Below are 24,491 nucleotides of genomic sequence, written 5' to 3' on the forward strand. Positions count from 1 at the left end.
TATGGCGCCTGCACTGCCAGCCCCAGGCCCGGCAGGATGCCCGGGCTGCGGGTCCGCCGAGACCCTCGATTTTTATTCGTTCAGCGGCGCCCCGGTGCATTCCGTGCTGCTCTTCGCGACCAGGGAGGCGTCGATTGAATATCCCAGGGGCGATATAAGGCTCGCGTTCTGCGCAAAGTGCGGTTTCATATGGAACTGCTCCTACAATGCCGCACTGCAGGAGTACTCTGAAAGATGCGAGGAGACCCAGGGGTTTTCGGAAACATATAACGGCTTCGCGCGCCGCCTCGCCACGGACCTCATAGAAAAATACGGCTTGAGGGGCAAGCACATCCTGGAGATAGGATGCGGGAAGGGCGAGTTCCTCAATCTACTCTGCGAACTCGGCGGCAATACCGGCAAGGGCTTCGACCCCGCGTTCAGGGAGGACCGCTTAGCGCAACCGGACGGGGTTTCGTTCGTGAAGGACTTCTACTCGGAAAAATACTCGGACGAACCCGCCGACTTCATGGTCTGTAAGATGACGCTCGAGCACATCGGGGAGACGGCGAAGTTCATCTCTATCATCCGGAGGGCGCTGGGAGAAAAGGAGACACGAGTCTTCTTCCAGGTCCCAGACGTAACGAGGGTCCTCCGGGAACTTGCCTTCTGGGACGTCTACTACGAGCACTGCTCGTATTTCAGCCCCGGTTCTCTCGGAAGGCTATTCAGGGCATCGGGATTCGAAGTGACCGGCATAACCCGGGGCTATGGCGACCAGTACCTTTTCCTCGAGGCCGTCCCGTCCGCCGGAAAGGCCTCGCCACCCCTCCCCATAGAGGAAGAGCCGTCCGAGCTCAGGAACGCCGTGACCTTCTTTTCGGAAAACGTCATCCAGAAAACGGCGCTATGGCGGCATAAACTCAGGGAATTCGGGAAATCCGGGTACAGGACCGTCCTCTGGGGCTCGGGCTCAAAGGGGGTCGCGTTCCTCACGACACTCGGCATAACCGACGAGATAAAGTACGTGGTGGACGTAAACCCGCGGAGGTGCGGCACCTTTATGCCCGGAACAGGGCACGAGATAGTTTCTCCCGGTTTCGCCGCCCGCTACAAGCCCGATGCCGTGATCCTCATGAACCCCGTATACAGGAGCGAGGTCGTACTGGAGCTTGAGCGGCTCGGTCATTCCGCAGAGGTCCTTACGGTATAACCGGAGAATGGAAAGCGCCAAAAAGACATGTCCGGTCTGCAGGTCGGAATGCGTTTCCGTTTTTGCGGAAATGGCCGGAATGCCGGTCCACTGCAACATCCTGTGGCACACGCGCGAAAGCGCCCTCAAGGCCCGAAGGGGCGACATAAAGCTCGGGTTCTGCAGCGGCTGCGGCCACATCTTCAACACGGGATTCGACCCTGAAGCCGTAAAATACTCGCAGGAATACGAGAACTCGCTCCACTTCTCGCCTTTTTTCCAGGACTATGCGAGATCGCTGGCCGTAAAGCTCATCGAAAAGTTCAACCTTTACGGAAAGGACATAATAGAAATAGGCTGCGGCAAGGGCGACTTCCTTGTGCTGCTGAGCGAGCTGGGCGGGAATAGGGGCGTTGGCTTCGACGCGAGCTACGTCCACGAGAGGCTTGAGCACAGGGACAACAAGGTCGTATTCATCCAGGACCTCTACTCCGAACAGTACTCCGATTATAAGGGCGACCTCATCTGCAGCCGCCAGGTGCTCGAGCATATCGAGTCGCCAAGGGAGTTCCTGGACAAGATGAGGAAGGCCATCGGCGACAGGAGCGATACCGTGGTCTTTTTCGAGGTCCCGAACGTCCTCTATACCTTCAGGGAGCTCGCGATATGGGACATAATCTACGAGCACTATTCCTACTTCAGCGCCATCTCCCTTGCCGAGCTCCTTTCATTGGCCGGTTTCAGGGCGGTAAGCTTCGAGGAGTCGTTCGAGGGCCAGTTCCTCTGCGCCGAAGCCTTCCCGTCCTGCGGGCCGGAGAATGCGGTGCTTCCCGTGCCGGGCTTCAGCCTGAGCGACTTGAAGACCGCGGTAGCCGCCTTTTCAAGAAGGTACACTGGAAAGATACTCGCGTGGAAAAACGAGCTTGAGCGGTTACGCGTTAAAGGACAGAAGGCCGTCCTCTGGGGCGGCGGGTCCAAGGGAGTTTCATTCCTTAACGCGCTAGGCGTTACAGGCCAGATAAGCCACGTAATAGACATTAACCCGCACAAGCACGGGAAGTACATACCAGGCACCGGGCAGGAGATCGGCCCCCCCGAGTTCATCCGGGAGTACTCGCCCGACATCATCATAGTCATGAACCCCAACTACATAGGCGAGATATGGCAGATGGTCAAGGGAATGGGCCTTTCGTGCAGCATACTGTGCGCGTGAAAAAGGGAATGGAATGGAAAAGACCCCGAAAGTCAGCATAGGGCTGCCTGTCTACAACGCCGAGCGCTTCTTAAGGGATTCCGTCGAGTCCATCCTCGGGCAGACATTCGGAGATTTCGAGCTCATCATCTCCGATAACGCCTCGACCGACTCGACCTTCGGCATCTGCTCGGAGTACGCCGCCCGCGACCGGAGGATAAGGCTCCACAGGAACGCGCGTAACCTCGGGGCCGCGGACAACTTCAACCGCGTTTTCCGCCTTTCGCGCGCCGAATATTTCAAATGGGCCGCCTATGACGACGTCTGCTCGCCGCATCTCCTGGAGAGGTGCATCGAGGTCCTCGATTCCGAGCCCAGAATCGTCCTCTGCTACCCGAAGACCGTCCTCATAGACGAGAACGGCAAGGAGATCGGGAAATACGACGACAGGCTCCACATACCTTACAACAGGCCCCACGAGCGCCTGCGCCACTATCTTACGAAAGTGAACCTCGCGAATGCGGTATTCGGAGTAATGCGCTCGTCCGTCCTCAGGGAGACCAAGCTCCTGGGGAAGTACTTCGGTGCGGACTACGTCCTCCTCATGGAGGTAATCCTGAGGGGCAGGTTCCACGAGCTACAGGAGCACCTGTTCATGAGGCGGGACCATGAGAAGAACTCAAGGAGATTGCCGAGGAAGGAGATAGCAGTATGGTGGGACTCGTCGCGGAGGAGCATCTATAAGTTCATACAGAGCAAACTCGTGACGGAGCAGTTCATTGCGATAAACAGGGCCAGCCTCGGATGGTACGAGAAAGGGCTCTGCTTCGCCCAGATATCGAGGTGGGTCGTGAGGCAGTTCAAGGCCAAGGGCGGCAGGTACAAGGCCCACTTAAAACAGCGCCTGCAGCTCCCCGGCGCTTAAACGGAGAGATAGACCGTGGCCATGACAGCGGAAAGCCGGATGGCGGGAGAGACCCCCGGCACGGGCGCGAGGACGAGGGTAGTGGGCATCGTCTTTTTCAGCATTGGGATCGCGGCGGCCTTCTCCGAGCACCTTGCGCTGCTATATGAGCTGGCGATGGACAGCGAGCTCTATTCACACATAGTGCTCATACCCTTTCTCAGCGCCTACCTCCTTTACTCGAGGAGAAAGGAGATACTCTCGAGCGCCGCTTACGGGCCGTTTTACGGCATCCCGGTCCTCCTTGCCGGGGCCGCCGTCTTCATAGCCGGAAGAAGCGTATTCGCGGACGGCGGCAGCTTCCATTTGGCAGCGATGGTCCTCTCGGCCGTCGTCTTCTGGATAGGCGGCTTTGTGACCGTCTTCGGCGGCCCCGCGGCAAAGGAGGCCCTCTTTCCGCTCCTTTTCCTCCTCTTTGCCGTTCCAGTGCCGGAAGCGGCGCTCGACCCGCTTATAAGGCTTCTTCAAAATGGCTCGGCCGATGCCGCGTGGTTTTTCCTGAGCGCCTCGGGGTCGCCGGTCGAGAGGGAGGGCTTATTCTTCCACCTCCCCGGGCTTACCATCGAGGTCGCAAGGGAGTGCAGCGGCATACGCTCCAGCCTGGTCCTTTTCATCGCGGGAGTGATGGCCTCGAACATGTTCCTCCGGACCTGGCCAGGCAGGCTGGCCTTTGTGGCTGCCCTCTTTCCCATAGCCGTCGTAAAGAACGGCGTCAGGATAACAGCGCTCACGCTTGCCGGATACCATATAGACGAACGCATGCTCTACGGGACCCTGCACACGAGGGGCGGGATACTTTTCTTCCTTCTTGCTCTCCTCATGGCCGGCGTTGTCCTGTGGGCGCTTATGAAAATAGAAAAAAAAGCCGCAAGGGGCGGCTAGGCGCCCCTTGCGGCTTGTGCCTGGACCGGCTCCGGCTCATTTCCCGAAGCCTTCATAGAGCCCGGAGCCGTCCGGCCCTTCCGGGCATGCGGAGGCTGATTTACTTCCCTCTCCTCCTTTTGCCGGCTATGACGGCCGCCCCGACGGCAAGGACCGAGAACGAGACCGAAAGGAGCGGGTACTTGACCCCGTACACTATCGGAGTCAGAACGGTCCTCGTTGCCGTGCGGAGCACCTCGTGCCTGGCTATGAAGTCCGCGACAGGCGGGGACACCCTGTAGTAGAAGTCCACGAACGCCCTGCCTATCGGGTTCGGCAAGAGGACGCCGTCCCTGAACTCGCGGAGCACCATGACCTCGGGCTCCAGGTAGCTTCCGTAGGCAGCCGTTGCAATGAAGCAGCCGCCTTTGGATTCAGGGGCGCCCGTAGACGCAGACGACCCGCCTGAGACGGATGCCGCCGGGACTTCCACTGTCGTGGTCGCTCTGGCCGTACCGCCCTGGTCGTCAGTCACCTTCACGACCGGACTGTATGTGCCGGGCGAGCTGTATGTGAACTTGGCCGGAACGGTAGTCGTGACCGCGTCTATAACGCCGTTGCCGTCGAAGTCCCACTCGAACTTCACTATGACCCCGTTGGGGTCGGTCGCCTTCACGTCGAACTTGATGGAGACCGAAGAACCCTCCTGGGACACGGTGCCGACCAGCGATATGACCACCGGCGGCTTGTTTGAAGCCGAGTCTACCGAAATGGTAAGCGGCTCTGATGCGACCATGCTTCCGCCGTTGTCCTTTGCCCTCACCCTGGGCGAATAGGTCCCCGCAGACTGATAGGTATACGGCGCCGAGGGGACTGAGCCGGTATCGGCGTCGTAAACGCCGTCTCCGTCGAAATCCCATTCATAGCTGACGATGAAACCGTCGGCGTCGGCTGCCTCGGCGGACAGCTGGACCTGCAGCGGGGCGGCCCCTGAGAGCGCAGACGAGCTGAAAGAGTTAATGGCCGGCGCCTGGTTCGAGGTAGTGAAGGTCTTTGCCGCGCTCACGGCCGTGTTGCCTGCGGCGTCGGTCGAAACCGCCCTGTAGCCGTAGGCCGTGTAGCTCTGAAGCCCCTCGAGAAGGACCGAATGGACGGTGGTAAGGGAACCGTCAAGGGGCGTTGAGGACGTAAATGACCCTGAGAGCCCGAAATCCACCTGCGTGGTCGCAGGCTCGTCGGTCGTCCACGTGACAAGCGCCGAAGAATTGGTCACGTCCTTAACGAGGAGGTTCGAGACGACAGGCGGGGCGGTGTCAGGGGCCGGCGCCGTCGTGAATTTGAAATTCCCCGAAACGGTCCTGTTGCCCGACCCGTCCGAGCTTATCACCCTGTAATTGTAAGCGGTGCCCGGCTCGAGCCCGGCAAGGGCCATGGTATGCGCCGTCTTAAGGGCCTGGTCTACGGAGGTCGAACTGCCGTAGGAAGTGGTCGTGCCGTACTCGACCTGAGAAGTAGCCGGCTCGTCCGTCACCCAGTTTATGACCGCGCCTGAATGAGTGACGTCGGCCGCGTAAATGCCTGTCAGGGCCGGACCGGTGGTGTCGGACGGAATGTTCTTTGAGACCTCGTTTGAATAGGTGCTTTCCCGGCCAGCGGAGTTGTAGGCCGTAACGCTGAAATAATAGGTGCTGCCTGCCGCGAGGTCCTGGACGGTGTAGGCCGCCACATTGCCGATATCGACCGTCTTCGAATAGGACCTGGACTGCGTGCCGTAATGGACCTTGAAGCCGGCCAGGTCCGTAAGCGCCGAGCCGTCCGTGTTCGTGCTCGGCGCGGTCCACTTGAGAATTGCCTCGCCCGCGAGCGCAGGCGGCGCAACAAGCAAAAGGACCGCAATGACCGCGGCAGCCGAGAGCGAGATTAGCTTTACTGATTTAGGCATTTGCTACCTCCCCGTTTTTTTGAAAAAAAACGCCAAAGGGATTTTTCCTTTGGCGGCTCGGCTGACGTGGAAGCTGGGAGGTCGAATGTGCGCGAATTACGAAACAGGAGGTGTTGTTGCCAGTCTTCTTTAGTCCCGTTTGCTCTGCGTCCCCCGGTTTCCCGGAGTTTGCCCTGAGCAAAGGATTCCCAAAAACATTTTTCTTCGCTCGACATTGTATTAAAGAGCGGAACGAAGGTATGTGACCTTTATCACCCTGAGCACGGGAGAATAGCATTTGGCTGAGCCGCTTCGCGTCATACCGGTCCTGGCAGCCGGCCTGAGCCTCATTCCGGGGCTCCTCATAATAAAAAAAGGAAGGGGACTGGCTAACCCTGCAGTCGCCGCTTTCCTCGTCACAATGCTTGCAATAGCGGGCGTTAACGCCGGAGGCGCCCTTATGATGTCAGGCTATGGCGCGCACCTCTTCGCCCTCGGGCAGGGCCTTTTAGCTGCAGCGCTCCTTGTTTTTGCCGTCACCTTCGGGAGGGTTGAAAAAATCAGTGCCGTCATACGATGGACTCCCGGTTTGGGGCTCCTGTTTTCGGCCCTGCTCTTCTCAGCCCTCGTCTCGCTCCCGGAAGGCCCGGTCGTCATAGCGAGCGGAAAGTTCGAGCCCGGTCCGGGCGGGAGACTTTTCCAGACGGCCGTGGCACTGGCCCTCATCGTCTCGCTTGTGCAGATAGAAGGCACCTTAAGGGCCTTCAGCGGAAGCGTCAGAAGGGAGCTGGGTGCGTTCGCACTCGGCATGGGCGCGGTCGGGGCGCTTTATGCCACGCTCTCGATCCAGCTCTCGGTCTTCGGCTCCGCCGGGAGGCTGTCCATAGCCGCGACATCGGCGTGCGCAGCGGTAGCCGCGACCCGCATCGCCCTGGCGCTATCCTCCAGCGGGCTTTCTGCGCTTGAGATATCGGTATCAAGACACGGGCTCGGGAAATCCCTTACACTGCTTCTGGTTGCGATATGCATCCCTGCTTCGTTCCTCGTATCCAGGGCCGCAGACGCCGGGGCCGGCGACTATTTTACCCTTGCGGTGGCGATGGCGGCCCTCTCCGTGAGCATCGTCTTATACGGGCAGTCCCGGCTGAAAAACGCGGGCTGGCTTGCGGCATTCCGGATGAAAAGACACGACTACAAGGATCGGTGGCTCGAGGCGACAGAGAAAATAAGCTCCCGGACAGACCCGGCGGGAGTCAAGGCGGTCCTCTCGGAATTGGTCTCTTCCGCCCTCGGCGCCTCGAATGTAAACGTCTGGCTCTATGACCAGGGGCAGGGCTGTTTTTTCTCCACCTCCTCGAAGCTCGAACAGCGGTTCAGGCGCATTGCCCCATCGCACAGGCTTGTCGAGCACATGCTTTCAATGAGCGCCCCGTTCTATCTTTCGGATTGCGAGACGGGAGACGACGACGCGGGCACCGAGGGGGCAGAAAACCTCTCGCTCTCGACCGGCGCCGTCGTCTGCGCTCCGCTTTCGGCAGGAAGGGAGCTTATAGGGTTCCTCACGGTCGGGGAGGAGGCAGGGGGGCGGCCCTATTCAAGCAACGACCTCGACCTCCTCAGGGCCGTTGCAGCGCAGTCGGCAGTGCAGATAAAAAACCTGAGGCTCAGCCAGGACCTCCTGGAGGTCAAGGAGGCCGACGCATTCAGCAGGATGTCTTCGTTCGTGATGCACGACCTCAAGAACTTCACCAACTCCCTTGCGCTCCTCAGTCATAACGCCAGGTCGAACATGGCAAGCCCCGAGTTCCAGAAAGAGGCCGTCAAGGCTATCGACCTGACGGTCGCGAGGATGAGGGCTCTTATCGAAAAGATGGCGGGCGGCGGAGGGCGGCTGGGTATCGTGAAAAGGCAGGGAGACCTTAGGGCGGTCCTGGAACGGGCGGTAGAAAGGCTGCCTTCCGGCGCTGCCGCCCGGCTCACCATAGAAAGTGACGGATGCTGCACCATATGCAGCATGGACCCCGACGCGGTAGAGACGGTTTTTTTCAACATGCTCATGAACGCGTGCGACGCGATCGGAGCGGAAGGCGAGATAAGCGTATCATTCCAGTCCGGACAGGATTTCGTCACTGTAAGAATATCGGACACCGGCTCGGGAATACCTAAAGGCCTGCTTGAGAAGGGGCTTTTCAGGCCTTTCACTACGACCAAGAACAACGGTTTCGGGATCGGTCTACACCACTGCAAGGCGGTCATGGAGGCGCATGGGGGCCGTATCGAGGTGGAAAGCGAAGAAGGCGTCGGCACGGTCTTCACGCTCAGGTTCCCGCTCCACTCCGATGAGCGCCTTGCCTCAAGCGCAGGCTGATGGAAATGCAAAAACAGAAACTCCTCATAATCGAGGACGACGAGGCCGTAAGGGGGCAGATGCGCTGGGCCCTGGCGGACGAATTCGACGTCCTTTCGGCGGCCGACCCGGAAAGCGCGATGCAGGCGCTCCGTGACGGCCACCCGGCTCTAATAACGCTCGACCTGGGGCTTCCGCCCGACACAAACGACGTAAGCGAAGGGTTCAAGCTCCTGGGGAGAATTCTCCAGCACGATCCGCTTGCCAAGGTGGTAGTAATCACAGGCAACAGGGAGCGGAGCTCGGCGATAAAAGCTATCTCGCACGGGGCGCACGATTTTCTCGTTAAGCCGGTCGCTATCGAGGAGCTCAAGATAATCCTCAGCCGGGCGGTCTACGTCCATTCGCTCGAGCACGAACACTCGAAGCTTCAGAAAGGGGCGCTTGAGAGCCAATCGTTCGAGGAAGTCCTCGGGATGCACGCAAGGATGCAGGAGGTGTTCTCTACGGTGAGGAAGGTAGCCGCCTCGGACGTGCCAGTCCTGGTCGGCGGCGAAAGCGGCACGGGAAAAGAGCTCATAGCGAGGGCGATACACGCTCAGAGCCTCCGGAGGCAGCGGCCCTTCATACCGATAAACTGCGGCGCAATCCCCGATACCCTCCTTGAAAGCGAGCTTTTCGGGCACGAGAAGGGTGCGTTTACAGGCGCCCACATACAGAGGAACGGAAGGATTGAGCTCGCACAGGGCGGCACTCTCTTTCTCGATGAGATTGCGGAGCTCCCGCTCCTCCTTCAGGTGAAGGTATTGCGGTTCCTCCAGGACCACAAGATCGAGCGCATCGGCGGAAGGGACTCGATAGGCCTGGACGTCCGCGTCATCGCGGCCACGAACAAGTGCCTTCGTAAGATGACCGCGGAGGGCAGGTTCAGGGAGGACCTTTACTACAGGCTCGCGGTGGTCAACATAGACCTGCCGCCGCTACGCGAGCGCGGAGAGGACATGGTCCTTCTCGCGAGGGCGTTCCTCCAGAAATACGTCCCTGACAGGGCGAGGCCCAAGACGCTTAGCCCCGAGGCGGTGGAGGCCATAAACTCATACGGGTGGCCAGGCAACGTCAGGGAGCTCGAGAACAGGATAAGGCGGGCAGTGACTTGCTCGGACGGCCCGATGATAAGGCCCTCGGACCTCGGCTTCGGCCCGGCCGAGGAGGCCCCGCAGCACCTCGACCTCAAAAAGGCGAAGGAAGAGCTCGAGGTAAGATTCGTCCAGAAAGCTATTCTCAAGCATAACGGCAATATAAGCAAAGCCGCGGAAGAGCTCGGCCTAAGCAGGCCGACCGTGCACCACATAATAAAAAAATACAACAGGCTCGAATCCATACGAAAGGGGTAAACATGGCTGAAAACCACAACGGCATCCTTAAGAAGATCGAAAGCAAGCAGGCCAGGATAGGCGTAATCGGCCTCGGCTATGTCGGCCTGCCCATAATGCTCCGGTTCTGCGAAGAGGGGTTCAAGGTCACGGGCATCGACGTCGACGGATCGAAGGTCGAGGCTATAAACGCCGGCAACTCGTATATAAAGCACATACCCGGCGAAAAAATAGGCTCGTTCGTCCGGAAAGGCCTCTTGAATGCGACCACGGACACCTCGGCTCTCACTCGCACGGACGCGATCATAATCTGCGTGCCCACCCCGCTATCCGACAAGCGCGAACCGGATTTAAGCTACGTATACAGCTCGGCGACCGAAGTGGCAAAACACCTCAGGAGGGGCCAGGTAATATCGCTCGAGTCCACCACCTATCCAGGCACCACTGAGGAGGTCCTCCTGCCGCTACTCGGCAAGAACGGCTTCAAGGCAGGAAGGGACTTCTATCTCGTCTTCGCGCCGGAACGGGAAGACCCCGGAAGGATGGACTACACCACGAAGAACACCCCCAAGATAGTAGGGGGCGTGACCGAGAGGTGCACGAAAGTCGGCTCCGCATTGTACTCGCAGATAGTCTCCGAGGTCGTGGCCGTTTCCTCGACCAGGGTCGCTGAAATGTCAAAGCTCCTCGAGAACATCTACCGGTCGGTAAACATCGCGCTTGTGAACGAGCTAAAAATGCTCTCTGACCGCATGGGCATAGACATCTGGGAGGTGATAGAGGCCTCGAACACCAAACCGTTCGGCTTCCAGGCCTTCTATCCCGGGCCCGGGCTCGGCGGTCACTGCATACCCATAGACCCGTTCTACCTGACCTGGAAGGCCAGGGAGTACGATTTCTCAACGAGGTTCATAGAGCTTGCAGGCGAGATCAACACCAACATGCCTTACTATGTAGTGGGAAAGGTGATGGAAGCCCTGAACTCCAGGGGCAAAAGCCTCAAGGGCTCCAGCATACTCCTCCTCGGGGTGGCCTACAAGAAGAACGTGGACGACCTGAGGGAGTCTCCGTCGCTCGAGCTCATAAGGATATTGAAGTCAAAGGGCGCGAACGTCTCCTACAACGACCCGCACGTGCCCATTGCCGTCCACCACAGGACCTCGGCCAGGCTCCGCTCCGTGCCGCTGACCGCTAAGAATATTAAAAAATACGATTGCGTGATAATAGCGACCGACCATTCCGCGTACGACTACAGGTGGATAGTATCGAACAGCAGGCTCGTAGTCGACACCAGGAACGCCACTGCCGGGATAAGCGGCGGGCAGGTGGTCAAGGCTTGAAATGATGAAACCAAGGCTCCTGGTACTCGACGATGACGAGACGTTCAGGGGGCAGATGAAATGGGCCTTCTGCAGGGACTACGAGGTCTTCGAGGCAGGCTCCAGGGGTGAAGCGCTCCTGGCCGCCTCCGAGCGCTCGATTCCCGTAGGGGTCATGGACCTTGGCCTCCCCCCCTCCCCCTTCGAGCCGTCGGAAGGCATGCGCGCCATAAGGGAGATACTCTCGGCAAACCCGCTCTTCAAGGCCGTCATCCTTACGGGAGTCGACGAGAGGGACAACGCCTTCAGGGCCCTCGACCTCGGCGCTTTCGATTACTTCACGAAGCCGGTTTCCATAGAAGAAGTCCGTATGACAATCAAACGGGCCTACCACGCCCACGATTACCAGTCGGGCCGCTCCGGCTCCGCTGAGGGCGCCGGCTGGCCCTGCGATCTAATAGGCCTCTGCCGCCCGATGCAGGAGGTCTTCCATACCGTAAGAAAGCTCGCCGAAGTGAATATACCGGCTCTCATCATCGGCGAGCCGGGCACGGGGAAGGAGACGGTAGCGCGCGCGGTGCACAGGCTCGGGTCGCGCCACGCCCTCCCCTTCCTCGCGGCGGACTGCAAGGGCGCCCCGGAACGCGTCCTTGAGGCCGAGGTCTTCGGCTCCGGCCTTCCTCCCGGCCAGCGCAGGAAAAGTCTCCTTGAGCTGGCGGACGGCGGGACGGTATTCCTCAAGGAGGTCGGCTCATTGAGCCTCCGCCTACAGGCTCGGCTGCTTGACGTCCTCAGGGAGCACTCGATTGAAATGCCTTCGACAGGCGAGCGCGCAAGCGTCGACGTGCGCGTAATATCATCGAGCGACAGGGACCTGAGGACACTGGCGCGTAGCGGCGAATTCAACGAGGACCTCGCCTTCAGGGTGGGCATCATAACTCTCGTCGTTCCTCCCCTCCGGGAGCGCGGCGAAGACATCCACCTCCTCTCCCTCTACTTCCTCAAGAAATACGCAAGGGAATACAACAGGCCGGCTGACGGATTCGAAAGGACTGCCATCGATGACATGAAGGAATACAGGTGGCCCGGTAACGTCAGGGAGCTCGAAAACCGGGTGAGGCGCGCTGTCATTTTTTCTGCGAAAAAGGAGATCACGTCTGCGGACCTGGGCCTTTGCTCCCGGTCGTCTGGCGGCCACATGCCGGTCAACCCCATGGGCCTCGCGGAAGCAAGGGATGCATTCAGAAAAAGGATGATACAGGACGCGCTCGTAAGGAACGAGGGCAGCGTAAGCAGGGCCGCGGCCGAGCTCGGCATAAGCCGCCAGTACCTCTCGAAGCTGATAATAAAATACAAGCTCAGGTCCGTATGACTGAGAGACACGGCAACGGCACAGGCTGATTCCGGGGATAGAGGCTGCACGTAAAAAAGGAGGGGGACCTGATGAGACGAGCCCTGAAGGCGCTCTTGCCGGTCATCCTGGCGGCGTCCGTCGCATTTACGGCCGAAAGCTCCCATGCCTTCATCGAGCCGCCGGCTACGCTGCCGAATAGCGCTCAGCATAACGAGGCCATCGAGTTCATGAAGAAAAACGAGTTCGGCAAGGCCGCCGAGCTCGAGGAAAACATTCTGGACAGGGACCCCCTGGACCAGACGGCAAGGTTTATACTCGCGATAGCCTACCTGGGGATGAACGCGGAAAAGAAGGCTGTTGAGCAGGCCCAGAGCGCCAGGGAGTCGGACGCCGGTTTCGCAGCAGAGATATACGGGGCCATGGGCCGGTTCTTCATGACAAAGGCGCGTTATCACAAGTCCCTGGTCTATTTCCAGGAGGCGCTCAAGATAAAGGACGATCCCGGGATACTGAGGCACGTGGCCTCCATTTACCTGTCGCAGGGCCTCTTTAAGAACGCAAGGGACTGCTATGAACGGCTCCTCCGGACCGATCCTGACTACCTTAACCTCAGCAGGATTAACCTCGCCGAGGGCGATTTTGACAAGGCGATAGAGTACGCGGGGGAGGTCTTGAAGTCCGAGCCGGACTCACCCGGGGCGCACCTCGTCCTCGGCACCGCCTATCTGCTGAACGGCATGGCAAGGGAGGCCAAGGGGAGTTTTCAGGCGCTCAGCCGCTCGAACCCGGAGTTTTTTCTTACCACCTATTTCCTCGGAGTAATAGGCCTCATAGAGGAGGACTACAAGGAGGCGCTCAAAAGCTTTCAGTCGCTGATAGCGATTTCACCGGGGCTCAGGGAGGGCCTTTTGAACGCCGCCGTAACGCTCCAGCTACAGGGCGAGCTCTCCCAGGCCAGGGATATGGCGCTTAAGGCGATTGACGAGGACCCGCTCGACCCTGTAGCAAGGATAACTCTCGGCGGCGTGCTCCTTTCACTCGGCGAGGGAGAAAAAGGCAGGGAGGAGCTCGGCAAGGCAGCCGACCTCTTCCCCGAGCTCCAGATGCCCGCGAAAGAATCCGACCTCCTCTTCGGCACAAGCGGCCGAGAAGCGGCAAAGGTGAGCCTTGCCCTTCTCTATAACAGGGCCGGCCTCTACAGGGAGACAGTGGCTTACGTGCCGGAAACGGAAAAAAACCCTCTCATCAGGGTGCTCCGCGCCAGGGCCCTTGAAAGACAGGGGAAGCTCGCTCAGGCCGAGGGAGAGTACAGGATGATAATCGAGGAACACCCGGGTATGGTTTCGGCCTATACGGGACTCGGAGAGCTTTTCGAGTCCGTAAACGATTTCGAGAGGGCCGCTGAATTTTTTTCGAAAGCCGCACGCAGTGCCCCTGAATCCATCCGCATAAGGACGAAACTCGCCGACTCGTATGCAAAAGCCGGAAAGGTGGACGACGCTGCCAGGGAGTACGTGAAGGTGATCTCCTCTGCCAGGCCGGTAACGGCGTACCGGAAGCTCGCCTCGCTACTCGCGGATAAACGCGGGGACCTCAAGGAGGCGCTCAAGTACGCCAGGAAGGGCAGCGCGCTCGACCCCGAAGACGCGGCAATGGCCGACACGCTGGGATGGATATATTACAAGATGGGCAGGCACGGCGACGCGCTCGCCGTATATTCGAGGCTTGAGCGGAACGGGGATGCCGATTCGACAGCCCTGTACCGGCTCGGCCTCGTTTACATAGAGCTGGGAGACCATGAGAGGGCCGGGTCGGCAATTGAAAGAGCGCTGGACCTGAATGACGAGTTCCCCGGCTCGGAAGAGGCCAAACAAACACTCAAAAGGATAAGCGGGCTAAGCTGACATGAAAAACTCAAAAGCTCCTGACGGACAGGGAAAAACTGCTGCCATCTCAATCGCAATCATCCTCTCCCTTTTACTCTCCTTTACCTCCGGTTGCGGCCGCAGCCCCCAGAACGCGTTTGAAGACCTTATGGAAAATGGCCGGGGCTTGCTGGAATCAGGAGAGTACCTTGAGGCTTCAAGGGAATTCAGGAAGGCGGTCCAGATCGAGCCTGATAGCGCGGAAGCAAATTACATGCTCGGCCTTTCCTATCTCAGGCTCGACGGGCCGTCGAGCCCGATTTCCGCGATGCGGCAGTTCAGCAGGACAATTGAGATTTCCCCCTCGCACGCAGGCGCGCGCCTGGGGCTTTCCGAGCTCTACCTCTCATCCGGGGACTATGACGAGGCGCTAAAGCAGGCCGAAAGCGTATATAGCGAGGACCGGGGGAACAGGGCGGCCCTGTTGCTCATGGCCTCGGCGAGCGCAGGAAAAAAGGAGTTCGGCAAGGCGCTCTCCATAATCGACGAGGCCGTCTCGCTCGGCCCTCCTGATGCGAGCCTCCTCATGGCGGCTGCCGACATCCACATGGAGAGGAGCGATTACTCAGGAGCTGAAGAGAGCCTCAGGAAGGCGATCAGCGCCGGGAAAGACGACCCGACCCCCCGGATCGCGCTCGCAAGGATGTTTGTCGGCCTTAAAAGATACGCAGATGCCGAAAAGGAGCTATTGAGCGCAGCCAGGGAGAGCGGTGACAGCTTAGGCGCGCTCAATGCCCTTGCCGGTTTCTATTCCTCCCTGAACAAGGATAAGGAGGCCGAAGCCGCCTACAAAAGGATGATAGAGGCCTGGCCTGCCTTTCCGGACGGCTATATCAAGCTCGCCGATTATTACCTCTCATCGCGGAGGGCCGGTGAAGCCAGGGCAGTTTACGCCGATGGCATATCCAGAATCCAGGACGGACTCGATCTCAGGAAGAAGTTCGCGGAGTTCCTCATAAACAGCGGGAACGCCGACGAGGCGGCAACGCACATCGAGGAGATACTCGCGAGGGAGCCTGAGGGTTACTTCGGGCTGTACCTGAGGGGCCGGCTCAGGGCCGCCGAGGGGAAGACCACCGAGGCGCTTACTGACCTCAACACGGCCATAAGGATGGAGCCGGGCTATGCGAGGGCATATTACGCACTCGGGCTTGTACACGGCAAAAGGGGAAGGCATGAGCAGGCCAAGGCGGAGCTTAAGGAAGCCGTGAGGCTCGACCCGGAGTTCATTGACGCGAGGCTTGCGCTCGCATCCGTATACGCCGAATCAGGGGATACCTGGTTTGCCCTGGACGAGCTTAAGACGGTGCTGAAGAAAAACCCGCGGAACACGGCTGCGCTCCTCTCCTCCGGAAGCCTGTACATCAAGGAGAAAAAGCTTAAAAAGGCGGCTGAAATGTTCGCGGCGGCGACAGAGGCCGAGCCCGGCGACCCGAGGGGCCATTACGGGCTCGGCACTGTGCGCCTGATGGAGAAGGACGTCACCGGCGGCCTGGCCCTGTTCGAGAAGGCGTTCGAGCTCGATCGGAACGACCCCCGTCCCATTACGATGATCGCGAATACGCTTATTGAGAGAAAAGAACACGGCTCAGCCGTTTCACGCGTCGAAAAGGAGATAGCCCATGACCCCGGCAGGCCCTGGCTCCATCACCTCATGGGCAAGGTATACCTTGCCGGCAACGACCTTGAAAGGGCCGAGGAGTCTTTCAGAAAGGCGATAGAGATAAAGAACGACTACGTTGAGCCCTATCTCGAGCTCGGGAACCTCTATTCGCGGAAGGGCTCCTTTCCTGAATCCATAGAAAGCTTCAGGAAGGCGATCGAGACGAGCCCGGATTCGCTTCCGGCGCAAATGCTCCTGGCTCTCGCGTATGAGTCGCAGGGGAAGGCGCAGGAGGCAGCGGAACATTACGCCAAGGCCCTCGAGATAAATCCCAGGTTCGCCCCGGCAGCGAACAACCTGGCCTGGATATACGCCGAGCACGGCTATCTCGATGACGCGCTGCCGCTTGCGGAAATGGCCAAGGAGATAATGCCGGAAGACCCGATGATATCCGACACCCTGGGATGGATCTATCTAAGGAAAGGCGCTTCTTTAAGGGCGCTTTCGCTTCTGAAGGAAAGCGCGGCAAAGCTGCCCGGGAACCCGGTCGTAAGATTTCATCTGGCCGTCGCGTACATCGAGCGGGACAACCTGAAGCTCGCGAAAGAGGAACTGAAGGCCGCTCTGGCAACAGGCAGGGACTTCCCCGGTTCGGAGGAGGCCCGGAGCGCGCTCCTGGAAATAGAGAAAAGAGAGCGGATATCAGCGGCCAGGTAGGAGGCTCCCGAGAGTGCCCCTTATGGGGATAGAGTAGAAATTAGCCGATTTGCGGTAGGACTCGATCAACGCGAGCATGTAATTGTTTTGAAGGAGCTCGGCATGCGGGACTATTTCGAGCGTCAGGTCGACCGGGCTTGAGGCGAGCGGCCTAAGCGGCTTCATGCTACCCTGGAGCCTCAAAGAGGCCTTGTCCCCCTCGACCCAGAGCCCGTTAAAAAAAACGGCGCAGTCCCGGAAGTCAGCGGAAAGACCCGCCTCCTCGATTCCGCCGAATGAGAGCGGGATTCCCCTGAAACGGAATTCCGCGTCCTTGAGGTCCGAGCCTTCCAGCCTCGCGAACCCTTTAGGGCAGCCCCCGGCTGATTTTATGGAAATCCTGCTGTCGAATGCGCCGTCGACCCTGACGCCGGCGGAGCCGAGCGCCTCGATGTAGCTGAAATCCATTGCACTCGATTCCATATCAAAAGATGACCTGAAGAGTCCGTACCGGAATGACCCCTCTGCCGTGCCCTCCCCCGCAGTCCCCTTGAAGTCCACCCTCAATCCCGACAGGATACCCCGGAGCATCAGGTCGGCCCTGAACGAGTCAATTCGCGCGACGCCCTTTCCATTCGCATCCTTGAGCCTTGGTTCCTTCAGCTCGAACCCGAACGGGAATACGGTAGACATGGACGCGCTCTCGAGTACGAGCCCGGTCTTCTCCATAACTACCGCGGAGATGATCCTCTCATAGACCTGGGACGGCACGAGATGGAAGAGCGTCAGCGCGAATATGAATATGCCGAGAACGGCAAGGACCGATGCCAGAATGAGCTTTCTTAAGAAGGGCGCCCCGCTGCCTTCCGGGGCCTTGTTCATTTCCAATGAGATACCTTCCATCTAGCGTTGCGCGGTATTGGGGATTCTCAGGACCGCATGAAATAACTCCGGCGGTTCAGGCGTTCGGACAGAGCGGGAGCGGGATAGAAGCGCATGACGCGTTCCGTGCGATGCGCATACGAAAGGACCAGTTCAGCCGGACCAGAGTAATTCTACCTCAAAAGAGGCGCTCCGGTCAATGAGAGAGCTCTTCGTTTTGACATGTTCCACCCCTAAGTGTTTGGGCCTACTTAGAAAGCGGGCGATTCCGGGGCCCGGATATAGACCCTGGCGTCTACCGCGACCGAGCCCTTGCCCTCGCCGAGCACCATGAGCGGGTTTATCTCTATGGTCTCAAGCTCCGGGAAATCCTCGATGAGGGCCGAAAAGCGGAGTATGGTGTCCTTGAGGCTCGCTATGTCCCTGGGCGGCCTGCCCCTGTAGCCTTTGAGGAGCGGATAGCTCTTAAGCTGCGTGAGCATCCTCTCGGGCTCGATGTCGTTAAGCGGGTGTATGGCAAAGGAAACGTCCTTAAGTAGCTCTACCTCCACGCCCCCGAGCCCGGTCATAATGAGCGGGCCGAATAGAGGGTCGACGGACATGCCGATTATCATCTCCTGTCCGCCTTTTATCATCGGCTGCACGATCACTCCCTGCATCTCGTCAAGAAGCCCCGCCTCCTCCACCTTAAGCTGTATGCCGTTAAAGGCCTTCTTCACCTCTTCGGCGGTCATAAGCCCTACGGCTATGCCCCCTATGTCGGTCTTGTGGACTATCCTCCTTGAGCGGACCTTCAGGACGACCGGGAAACCGAGCTCCGTGGCTGCCCTGGCGGCCGCGTCCGCGTCCATTGCGACCCTCGTCTCTACAGCCTTAATGCCATACTGCTTAAGGAGGTCGAGCGCGGCCTCGGGCATCATCCAGCCCCTCTCGGCCCCTTCGCCGAAGACCGCGGCCCTGATGGCGTCAGTATCGAGCTCCGGGAACCTGACCGGCGAGCCCTCGGCCCTGTGCTTGTATAACGAATAGGCGTAAGAGAGCGAAAGCGCCTGGACCGCGTCCTCCGGGAAAACAAACGGGCGGAGTCCAGTATCCTTCCTAATCCCTTCCATCGTGGCCTGCGACATCATGAAGCAGGTCACTACGGGCTTATCCCCCCTGTAACCTTCGAGAGTGGCCTTTACCGAGCTTGCAATGTCCTCGGGTTTAGTGATGAGCGGCGGTATGTATATCAATATTATCGAATCCAGCTCCGGGTCGCCGAGCATCACTTCGAGCGCCCTCCTGAACGACTCGGGAGGGGCGGTAGCTATCATGTCCACCGGGTTCGTGACCGCGGCGGCCTTAGGGAGGAACTCACGAAGCTTCGCCTGCGTCTCCTCCGATAGCGGCGGAACCTTGAGGCCGAAGCCTTCGCAGGCGTCGGCCGCGAGGACGCCGGGACCGCCCGCGTTCGTGAGTATGCCGACCCTCGGCCCATTGGGGAGCGGCTGGTGAGTCAGGACCTCCGCCGCGTTGAACATCTCCTCGATGGTCGTTACCCTTATTACCCCGGCCTGCCTGAAGAGCGCGTCGACGGCGACGTCAGAGGCGGCAAGCGCGCCCGTATGCGAGGTCGCGGCCCTGGCGCCCACTAGCGAGCGCCCGGCCTTGACGGCTATTATCGGCTTCTTATGCGATATCCTTTTGGCTATACGGCCGAACTTCCTCGGGCTTCCGAACGACTCCTGGTAGAGGACTATGACGTCGGTGTTCTTGTCGTCCTCCCAGTATTCGAGGAGGTCGTCCGTCGCGATATCTATCCTGTTCCCGAAGCTCACGAAAGAGGATATGCCGAGGTCTATGCTCTTTGCGTGGTCGAGGAGCGCAAGCCCCAGAGCGCCGCTCTGGGAGCCTATGCTAAGGTTCCCGGACGGCGCTATTACCGGCGAGAAGGTGGCATTGAGCCGCACATCCGGGGTGTTGTTGAGGACGCCGAGGCAGTTGGGCCCGACTACCCTTATGCCATAGGAAAGTATCTTTTCCCTGAGTTGCCGCTCCCTTTCCTTCCCTTCAGGCCCCGATTCCCCGAAGCCTGCCGAGATTATTACGAGCGTCCCTATGCCCTTCTGAGCGCATTGGTCGACGACCGCCGGCACGTGCTCAGCTGGCACGACCACGACAGCCAGATCTATGTCCACGGGGACGTCCAGGACCGTCGGATAACAGAGGACCCCGGCGATTGAGTCGGTCTTCGGATTAACCGGGAAGACGACCCCCTTGAAGCCGTCCCTGAGCATGTTCCTGAAGAGCGCCCCGCCCACGCTTTCGGGGCTTCTGGATGCGCCTATAATGGCCACGCGTTTCGGGTTAAGCAGCTTTCTTACGCCCTCGCTACGGGCTATGTGCTCCCTGTACGCCTGCCGCTTGGAGTATTCCTCCTGGTCCTTGAGATCTATGGTGTAGTGGTATACGCCCTCGGAGAAGGCCTTCTTGAACCTGAACCCGCTCTCGTCGAAGACCTCGAGCATCCGGGTGTTCTCCTCGAGCACCTGGGCCCTGAAAAGCGTTATGCCGTAGGAGAGGGCCGCTTTCGCGAGCTCTTCAAGAAGGAGCGTGCCTATCCCGTGGAGCTGAATATTGTCCACTACGGTAAAGGCCACCTCCGCATTCGATGTGCCGGGGAGCATGTCCCACCTTGCGACCGCGACTATCTGCTCCTTCTCGGCCTCGCCTATTGCCGCGACATACGCGTATCTGGCAGGCGGGGTCACCTCGGTAAAATACTTGAGCTCCTCCTCGGTAATATGCTCCTTGGCGTACTGGAACCTCAGGTAACGCGTACGCGGGCTCAGCCGGTAGAAGAAATCCTTAAGCTTTTGCTTGTCGGTGGGGCGTATGGGCCTGAGCTTCAGGCTCTGCCCGGTCCTCAATATGACCTCTATGCTCTCCGGCTCGCCGCCTTCGCGCCTTTTTTCGACCGCCATTCGCCACCTCTTCTTTTTTATAGGTATGGATCTAAAAACCGGCTATAATCAAGTCTTTCCCATAACACGGAAAATTGCAACCCGGATGCCGCTCAGCCCGATTTACACATTGCATGATTATAATACGCATCGATATGGAGTCGAAATGGAAATAGCTGCTGTAAACAGGATAACCCGTATACTGGGCGGGCACTTATGGGTCTTCTCGAACGAGCTCTTCACGAGCCCCAAGAACTTCACCCCCGGCTCTCTCGTCGAGCTTACGGACAGAAAGGGGAACTTCCTGGGCATAGGTTACGTAAACCCCCAATCCCTCATATCAATAAGGATACTCACCCGCAAAAGAGAAGAGATAGACCTCCAGTTTTTCAAGCGGAGGATAGAGGCGGCCCTTGACTACAGAAAGAGGGTAATAGGGGAGAAAAGCTCGTTCAGGGCGGTCTATAGCGAGAGCGACTTCCTCCCGGGCCTTATAGTAGACAAGTACGGGGACTGCCTGTCGCTACAGTTCCTCACCCTTGGCATGGAAGCCATCTCAGGCATGGTAATAGAAGCGCTCGAAGAGGTCTATAAGCCGTCTTCGATAGTCCTCAGGAACGACAGCTCCATCCGCTCGCTTGAAGGCCTGCCCCTTGAGAAGAAGGTATTGAAGGGCTCTATCGACCCCCTGCCGAGGCTCGAAGAGGACGGGGCCGTGCTCGAAGTGGACCCCATGTCAGGGCAGAAGACCGGTTTTTTCCTCGACCAGGCCGAGAACAGAAGATCCTTCGCTTCTTTCGCCACCGAAGGCGACGGGCTCGATCTCTTCTGCTACACCGGGGCCTGGAGCATTTCGCTCGCGGGGTCGGGCATGAGGATGAGGGGTGTAGATTCCTCCGATTACGCAATAGGCCAAGCCAGGAGAAACGCCGCCCTCTCGGGTCTGACTGAGAGGTGCGAGTTCATAAAGGCCGATGTCTTCGAGTTCATGAAAGAGGAGGCCGAAGCGCAGAAGAGATACGACTGCATAGTGCTCGACCCCCCGGCCTTCGTCAAGTCAAAGGCACGGACAGCCGAAGGGCTGAAGGCCTACACGGATACGAACGCCGCGTGCATGAGGCTACTACGGCCGGGCGGCCTCTTCGCCACGTCCTCGTGCTCTTACCATGTGGACAGGGCCATGTTCCTGGAGATGCTACGCGCGGCAGGGAAAAAGGCAGGCAGGCAGGCCCGTATAATCGAGATACGCTCGCAGGCAAAGGACCACCCGGTCTCGCTCGCGGTCCCCGAGACCGAGTACCTGAAATGCGTGCTGATGGAAGTGATTTGAGGTAAATTGCGCGTAAGCGTCGTAATAAACGCCGGAGCATGGAATGACGTCAAAAAAAACAAGTCAAAAACCCTGGATTGCAATCGTTTGGTTTGGGTTATGGGGCATTTTTCAAACCTATGTTGTCTTTTCGGTGATCAATGGGAGTTGGGAAAGGCCGGCCGCTTTTCCCGAAGAGGCGTACAATGCCATTATCTACCCCGATATGTTCTTCATACCTCTTTATCTGATCGCTTCCATACTGTTGTTCCGTGGACATTTCATGGGAAATATAATCGGTTTGATAGCGGGCGGCGCGGTAATCTATATAATGATTTATCTGATCGCGCTATCAGGCCTGAAGGGAATTGAAAACCTTTTTTTCGACACTCTCTTCCTGGTTGCCAATCTTTTGGCGATATTGCAAATCATGAGAATGGCCCTTATGACAAGACCGGGACAAGAATGAAATAGACCTCCGGCTGCGGCATACTGAAACGAAAACGGAGGTGCAAGGCAGCAGATTCAACTCAAGATCAAGACTCACGTATCTGCCGGAATAGCTTAACCCTGCTGCGCCTCTGTCTTCTTTCTCGGCCTGCCGCGCCTCTTTGCGGGCCTCGTCTCCTTTACCTCGCTCTGGAGTATCCTTATCGCGATATCCAGGTTGTCTCTTCTTTCCTTAAGCTCCTGAAGAACCTTCTCGATATTCTTGCTCATCCAAGACCCCATCCGATTTTTTGTACTCACAATATCCGAAAAAAGGATTTTGTCAAGCTGGTATATGAAGGATAAGCTCGAAATACGCCCAGTAGACGGCGGTGTTGGCGATTGTAAGCGGCACGCCCACCCTGGCAAAATCGAGAAAGGATAGGCCTTCAACACCGTTCTTCTCGGAATTCTGGATAACTATGATATTGCTCGCCGCGCCGAGTACGAGGAGGTTCCCTGCTATGGTGCTCCCGGCGGCAAGGGCCATGAGGTCGGTTAAGGCCCCCCCTGCCACGTCGAGCACAGGTAGGTAAAGCGCGACAAAGGGCACGTTCGAGAGTAGCTGGCTTAGTAGGACGCTCAGGGCCAGTATCGAGACGTGCGACCCGGCCCCGGACCATCCGGCCGCAAGCCGCTGTATGAGCCCCGAATCCCAGACGCTCGCCATGAGGACGAACATGGACGCGAAAAAGAAGAGGGTGTGCCAGTCTATTTTCCTTAGTATATCGAGGCGCCTTGGGCTTGAGATCATGACCGGGGCGGCGGCAGCCAAGGCTATGTAGGTGAGCTTCAGCCCGAAATCAAACTCCAGGAACACAGAGCCGACCTTTATTGCGACCATTATGAGGATCACCGCAATAGAGAGCCTGCAAAGCCAGGCAAGCGCCCTGTCGCTCACCTCCTCCGCGGGGTGCAGCAGCCTTACGGCATGGAACTCCTCCCTGAAAAATATTCTCAGGACGAAAAACGTCAGGAAGAGGTTGATAATTGTCGGCACTGCCAGATATTTGAAGAATGTAACAAAGGGATTCGCGATGCCGCCGTGGAGCGCGATAAGGAGGTTCTGCGGGTTCCCGATGGGGCTTACTACGCTTCCTATGGTTATCGCGAAACAGAGCGTTAGCAGCAAAAGCTTATGCTTGATGCCGTGCTTTTTCGCGAACGAGAGCATAAGAGGCGTGCCTATAATGGCGACCGTATCGTTCATGAGGACCGCCGAAAAAAAGGCCATTATGAAGAGTATGTAGAGTACGAGCGCGCTCGCGCTCCTTGCGCTCCTGAAGAGCCTGTCGGCAATATGGTGAAGGTATCTGCTCTCGACCATGGCCTCTCCGACCACGAACATGCCGAAAAGGAAGACCATTACGTCGATATCTATGGAGGAGAGAGCGCGTGAAGGGCCTATCGAGCCTGAAAGGAGGGCGGCAAGCGCGCCGCCGAGCATTATCTGCCAGATGGCGAGCCTCAGTGTGCCCACCTGCCTTACGGCGATGAGCGCGAAGACGGCTAGAAGAATTATCCCCGGCACGGGGTCGAATGGAGGCATAAATAATGGGCAGCGGCATTTAAGCCGCTGCCCCCATGATAAGCTATCTTGAAGCTACCCCGAAGAATCAGTACGAAAGGAGCGAGAATACCGGGTGCGGGGCGAGCTTCTCCCTTCCCTTGAGCTCGTCGAGCTCGACTATGAAAGAGCACTCTACTATGTTGGCCCCCATGCTCTTAACAAGCCCTGCGACGGCCGCCGCCGTCCCGCCGGTAGCAAGGAGGTCGTCGGCTATTATTACGTTCTGGCCCGGCTCGATAGCGTCCTGGTGTATCTCAAGGCTGTCAGTGCCGTACTCGAGCGCGTAGCTCGCCTTGTGGGTCTTGTGCGGGAGCTTCCCGGGCTTCCTGACAAGTATTACCCCTGCCCCGAGCTTGTAAGCGAGGGCGGCGCCCACTACGAACCCCCTCGCCTCTATGCCTACGACGAGGTCTATGCGTTTCCCGACGTACCTGTGGCCCATGAGATCCACCATGCGCTGGAAAGACGAGGCGTCCTTGCAGAGGGTAGTTATGTCCTTGAAGAGTATCCCCTTCTTCGGGAAATCAGGAACGTCGCGGATGGCCTGCTTGAGCTGGTCTACCATTCTCG

The 24,491-nt window shown here is 58.5% G+C and carries 18 protein-coding genes and 1 riboswitch; of the genes, 12 read left to right on the forward strand and 6 right to left on the reverse strand.

Translation table 11 applies throughout. The features are described from left to right. The first annotated feature begins 1 nt into the window (after position 1). From K8I01_01845 to xrt, 4 genes are read left to right on the forward strand one after another with little or no spacing between them, the layout of a single operon-like run. The gene (locus K8I01_01845; GenBank protein MBZ0219165.1) at positions 2 to 1,192 is read left to right on the forward strand and encodes a methyltransferase domain-containing protein; all 1,191 of its coding nucleotides are present in this window, start codon (positions 2 to 4) and stop codon (positions 1,190 to 1,192) included. Between the two features lie 7 nt (positions 1,193 to 1,199). After that, positions 1,200 to 2,384, forward strand: a complete 1,185-nt coding sequence (locus K8I01_01850) for a methyltransferase domain-containing protein (protein ID MBZ0219166.1) — start codon at positions 1,200 to 1,202, stop codon at positions 2,382 to 2,384. Between the two features lie 13 nt (positions 2,385 to 2,397). Next, the gene (locus K8I01_01855) at positions 2,398 to 3,288 is read left to right on the forward strand and encodes a glycosyltransferase (protein MBZ0219167.1); all 891 of its coding nucleotides are present in this window, start codon (positions 2,398 to 2,400) and stop codon (positions 3,286 to 3,288) included. Positions 3,289 to 3,309: 21 nt separating this feature from the next. Then, a complete protein-coding gene (gene xrt, locus K8I01_01860) occupies positions 3,310 to 4,209 on the forward strand; it encodes an exosortase (protein ID MBZ0219168.1) in 900 nt (299 codons plus the stop codon). Between the two features lie 100 nt (positions 4,210 to 4,309). On the opposite strand, the gene K8I01_01865 is transcribed toward xrt, so the two are convergent. Beyond that, positions 4,310 to 6,130 carry a fibronectin type III domain-containing protein gene (locus K8I01_01865; GenBank protein ID MBZ0219169.1) on the reverse strand — a complete coding sequence of 607 codons (1,821 nt, stop codon included), beginning with the start codon at positions 6,128 to 6,130 and terminating at the stop codon, positions 4,310 to 4,312. Positions 6,131 to 6,178: 48 nt separating this feature from the next. Then, a riboswitch (cyclic di-GMP riboswitch) is annotated at positions 6,179 to 6,313 on the reverse strand. A gap of 94 nt (positions 6,314 to 6,407) precedes the next feature. Here K8I01_01865 and K8I01_01870 point away from each other — a divergent pair. The 6 genes from K8I01_01870 (at position 6,408) to K8I01_01895 (ending at position 16,747) form a co-directional block, all read left to right on the forward strand. Further along, the gene (locus tag K8I01_01870) at positions 6,408 to 8,477 is read left to right on the forward strand and encodes a GAF domain-containing protein (GenBank protein ID MBZ0219170.1); all 2,070 of its coding nucleotides are present in this window, start codon (positions 6,408 to 6,410) and stop codon (positions 8,475 to 8,477) included. Positions 8,478 to 8,482: 5 nt separating this feature from the next. Next, positions 8,483 to 9,850 (forward strand): PEP-CTERM-box response regulator transcription factor, encoded by a 1,368-nt coding sequence (prsR, locus tag K8I01_01875; GenBank protein MBZ0219171.1) that lies wholly within the window; start codon positions 8,483 to 8,485, stop codon positions 9,848 to 9,850. Between the two features lie 2 nt (positions 9,851 to 9,852). Continuing rightward, positions 9,853 to 11,169, forward strand: a complete 1,317-nt coding sequence (locus K8I01_01880; GenBank protein ID MBZ0219172.1) for a nucleotide sugar dehydrogenase — start codon at positions 9,853 to 9,855, stop codon at positions 11,167 to 11,169. A 1-nt stretch (position 11,170) separates the two neighbouring features. Next, positions 11,171 to 12,520, forward strand: a complete 1,350-nt coding sequence (locus K8I01_01885) for a sigma-54 dependent transcriptional regulator (protein ID MBZ0219173.1) — start codon at positions 11,171 to 11,173, stop codon at positions 12,518 to 12,520. Between the two features lie 71 nt (positions 12,521 to 12,591). Then, complete coding sequence (locus K8I01_01890; GenBank protein ID MBZ0219174.1) at positions 12,592 to 14,406, forward strand: tetratricopeptide repeat protein; 1,815 nt, start codon at positions 12,592 to 12,594, stop codon at positions 14,404 to 14,406. Positions 14,407 to 14,536: 130 nt separating this feature from the next. After that, positions 14,537 to 16,747 (forward strand): tetratricopeptide repeat protein, encoded by a 2,211-nt coding sequence (locus tag K8I01_01895; GenBank protein MBZ0219175.1) that lies wholly within the window; start codon positions 14,537 to 14,539, stop codon positions 16,745 to 16,747. On the opposite strand, the gene gspN is transcribed toward K8I01_01895, so the two are convergent. Next, the gene (gene gspN, locus K8I01_01900) at positions 16,733 to 17,608 is read right to left on the reverse strand and encodes a type II secretion system protein GspN (GenBank protein MBZ0219176.1); all 876 of its coding nucleotides are present in this window, start codon (positions 17,606 to 17,608) and stop codon (positions 16,733 to 16,735) included. The genes K8I01_01895 and gspN overlap by 15 nt on opposite strands. A gap of 251 nt (positions 17,609 to 17,859) precedes the next feature. Then, positions 17,860 to 20,574 carry a GNAT family N-acetyltransferase gene (locus tag K8I01_01905; GenBank protein ID MBZ0219177.1) on the reverse strand — a complete coding sequence of 905 codons (2,715 nt, stop codon included), beginning with the start codon at positions 20,572 to 20,574 and terminating at the stop codon, positions 17,860 to 17,862. A 145-nt stretch (positions 20,575 to 20,719) separates the two neighbouring features. On the opposite strand from K8I01_01905, the gene K8I01_01910 reads away from it, so the two are divergent. Then, a complete protein-coding gene (locus tag K8I01_01910; protein MBZ0219178.1) occupies positions 20,720 to 21,883 on the forward strand; it encodes a class I SAM-dependent rRNA methyltransferase in 1,164 nt (387 codons plus the stop codon). A gap of 43 nt (positions 21,884 to 21,926) precedes the next feature. After that, positions 21,927 to 22,331, forward strand: a complete 405-nt coding sequence (locus tag K8I01_01915; GenBank protein ID MBZ0219179.1) for a hypothetical protein — start codon at positions 21,927 to 21,929, stop codon at positions 22,329 to 22,331. A 95-nt stretch (positions 22,332 to 22,426) separates the two neighbouring features. Here K8I01_01915 and K8I01_01920 read toward each other — a convergent pair whose 3' ends face one another. The 3 genes from K8I01_01920 to K8I01_01930 all read right to left on the reverse strand — a co-directional run bounded on the left by K8I01_01920 (position 22,427) and on the right by K8I01_01930 (position 24,486). Further along, positions 22,427 to 22,582, reverse strand: a complete 156-nt coding sequence (locus tag K8I01_01920; protein MBZ0219180.1) for a hypothetical protein — start codon at positions 22,580 to 22,582, stop codon at positions 22,427 to 22,429. Positions 22,583 to 22,634: 52 nt separating this feature from the next. Further along, on the reverse strand, positions 22,635 to 23,900 hold the full coding sequence (locus K8I01_01925; GenBank protein MBZ0219181.1) for an anion transporter: 1,266 nt from the start codon (positions 23,898 to 23,900) through the stop codon (positions 22,635 to 22,637). A 67-nt stretch (positions 23,901 to 23,967) separates the two neighbouring features. Further along, positions 23,968 to 24,486 carry an adenine phosphoribosyltransferase gene (locus K8I01_01930; protein ID MBZ0219182.1) on the reverse strand — a complete coding sequence of 173 codons (519 nt, stop codon included), beginning with the start codon at positions 24,484 to 24,486 and terminating at the stop codon, positions 23,968 to 23,970. Positions 24,487 to 24,491 lie beyond the last annotated feature (5 nt).

The organism is Deltaproteobacteria bacterium (assembly GCA_019912665.1).
Classification (GTDB): Bacteria; Desulfobacterota; GWC2-55-46; order GWC2-55-46; family GWC2-55-46; genus UBA5799.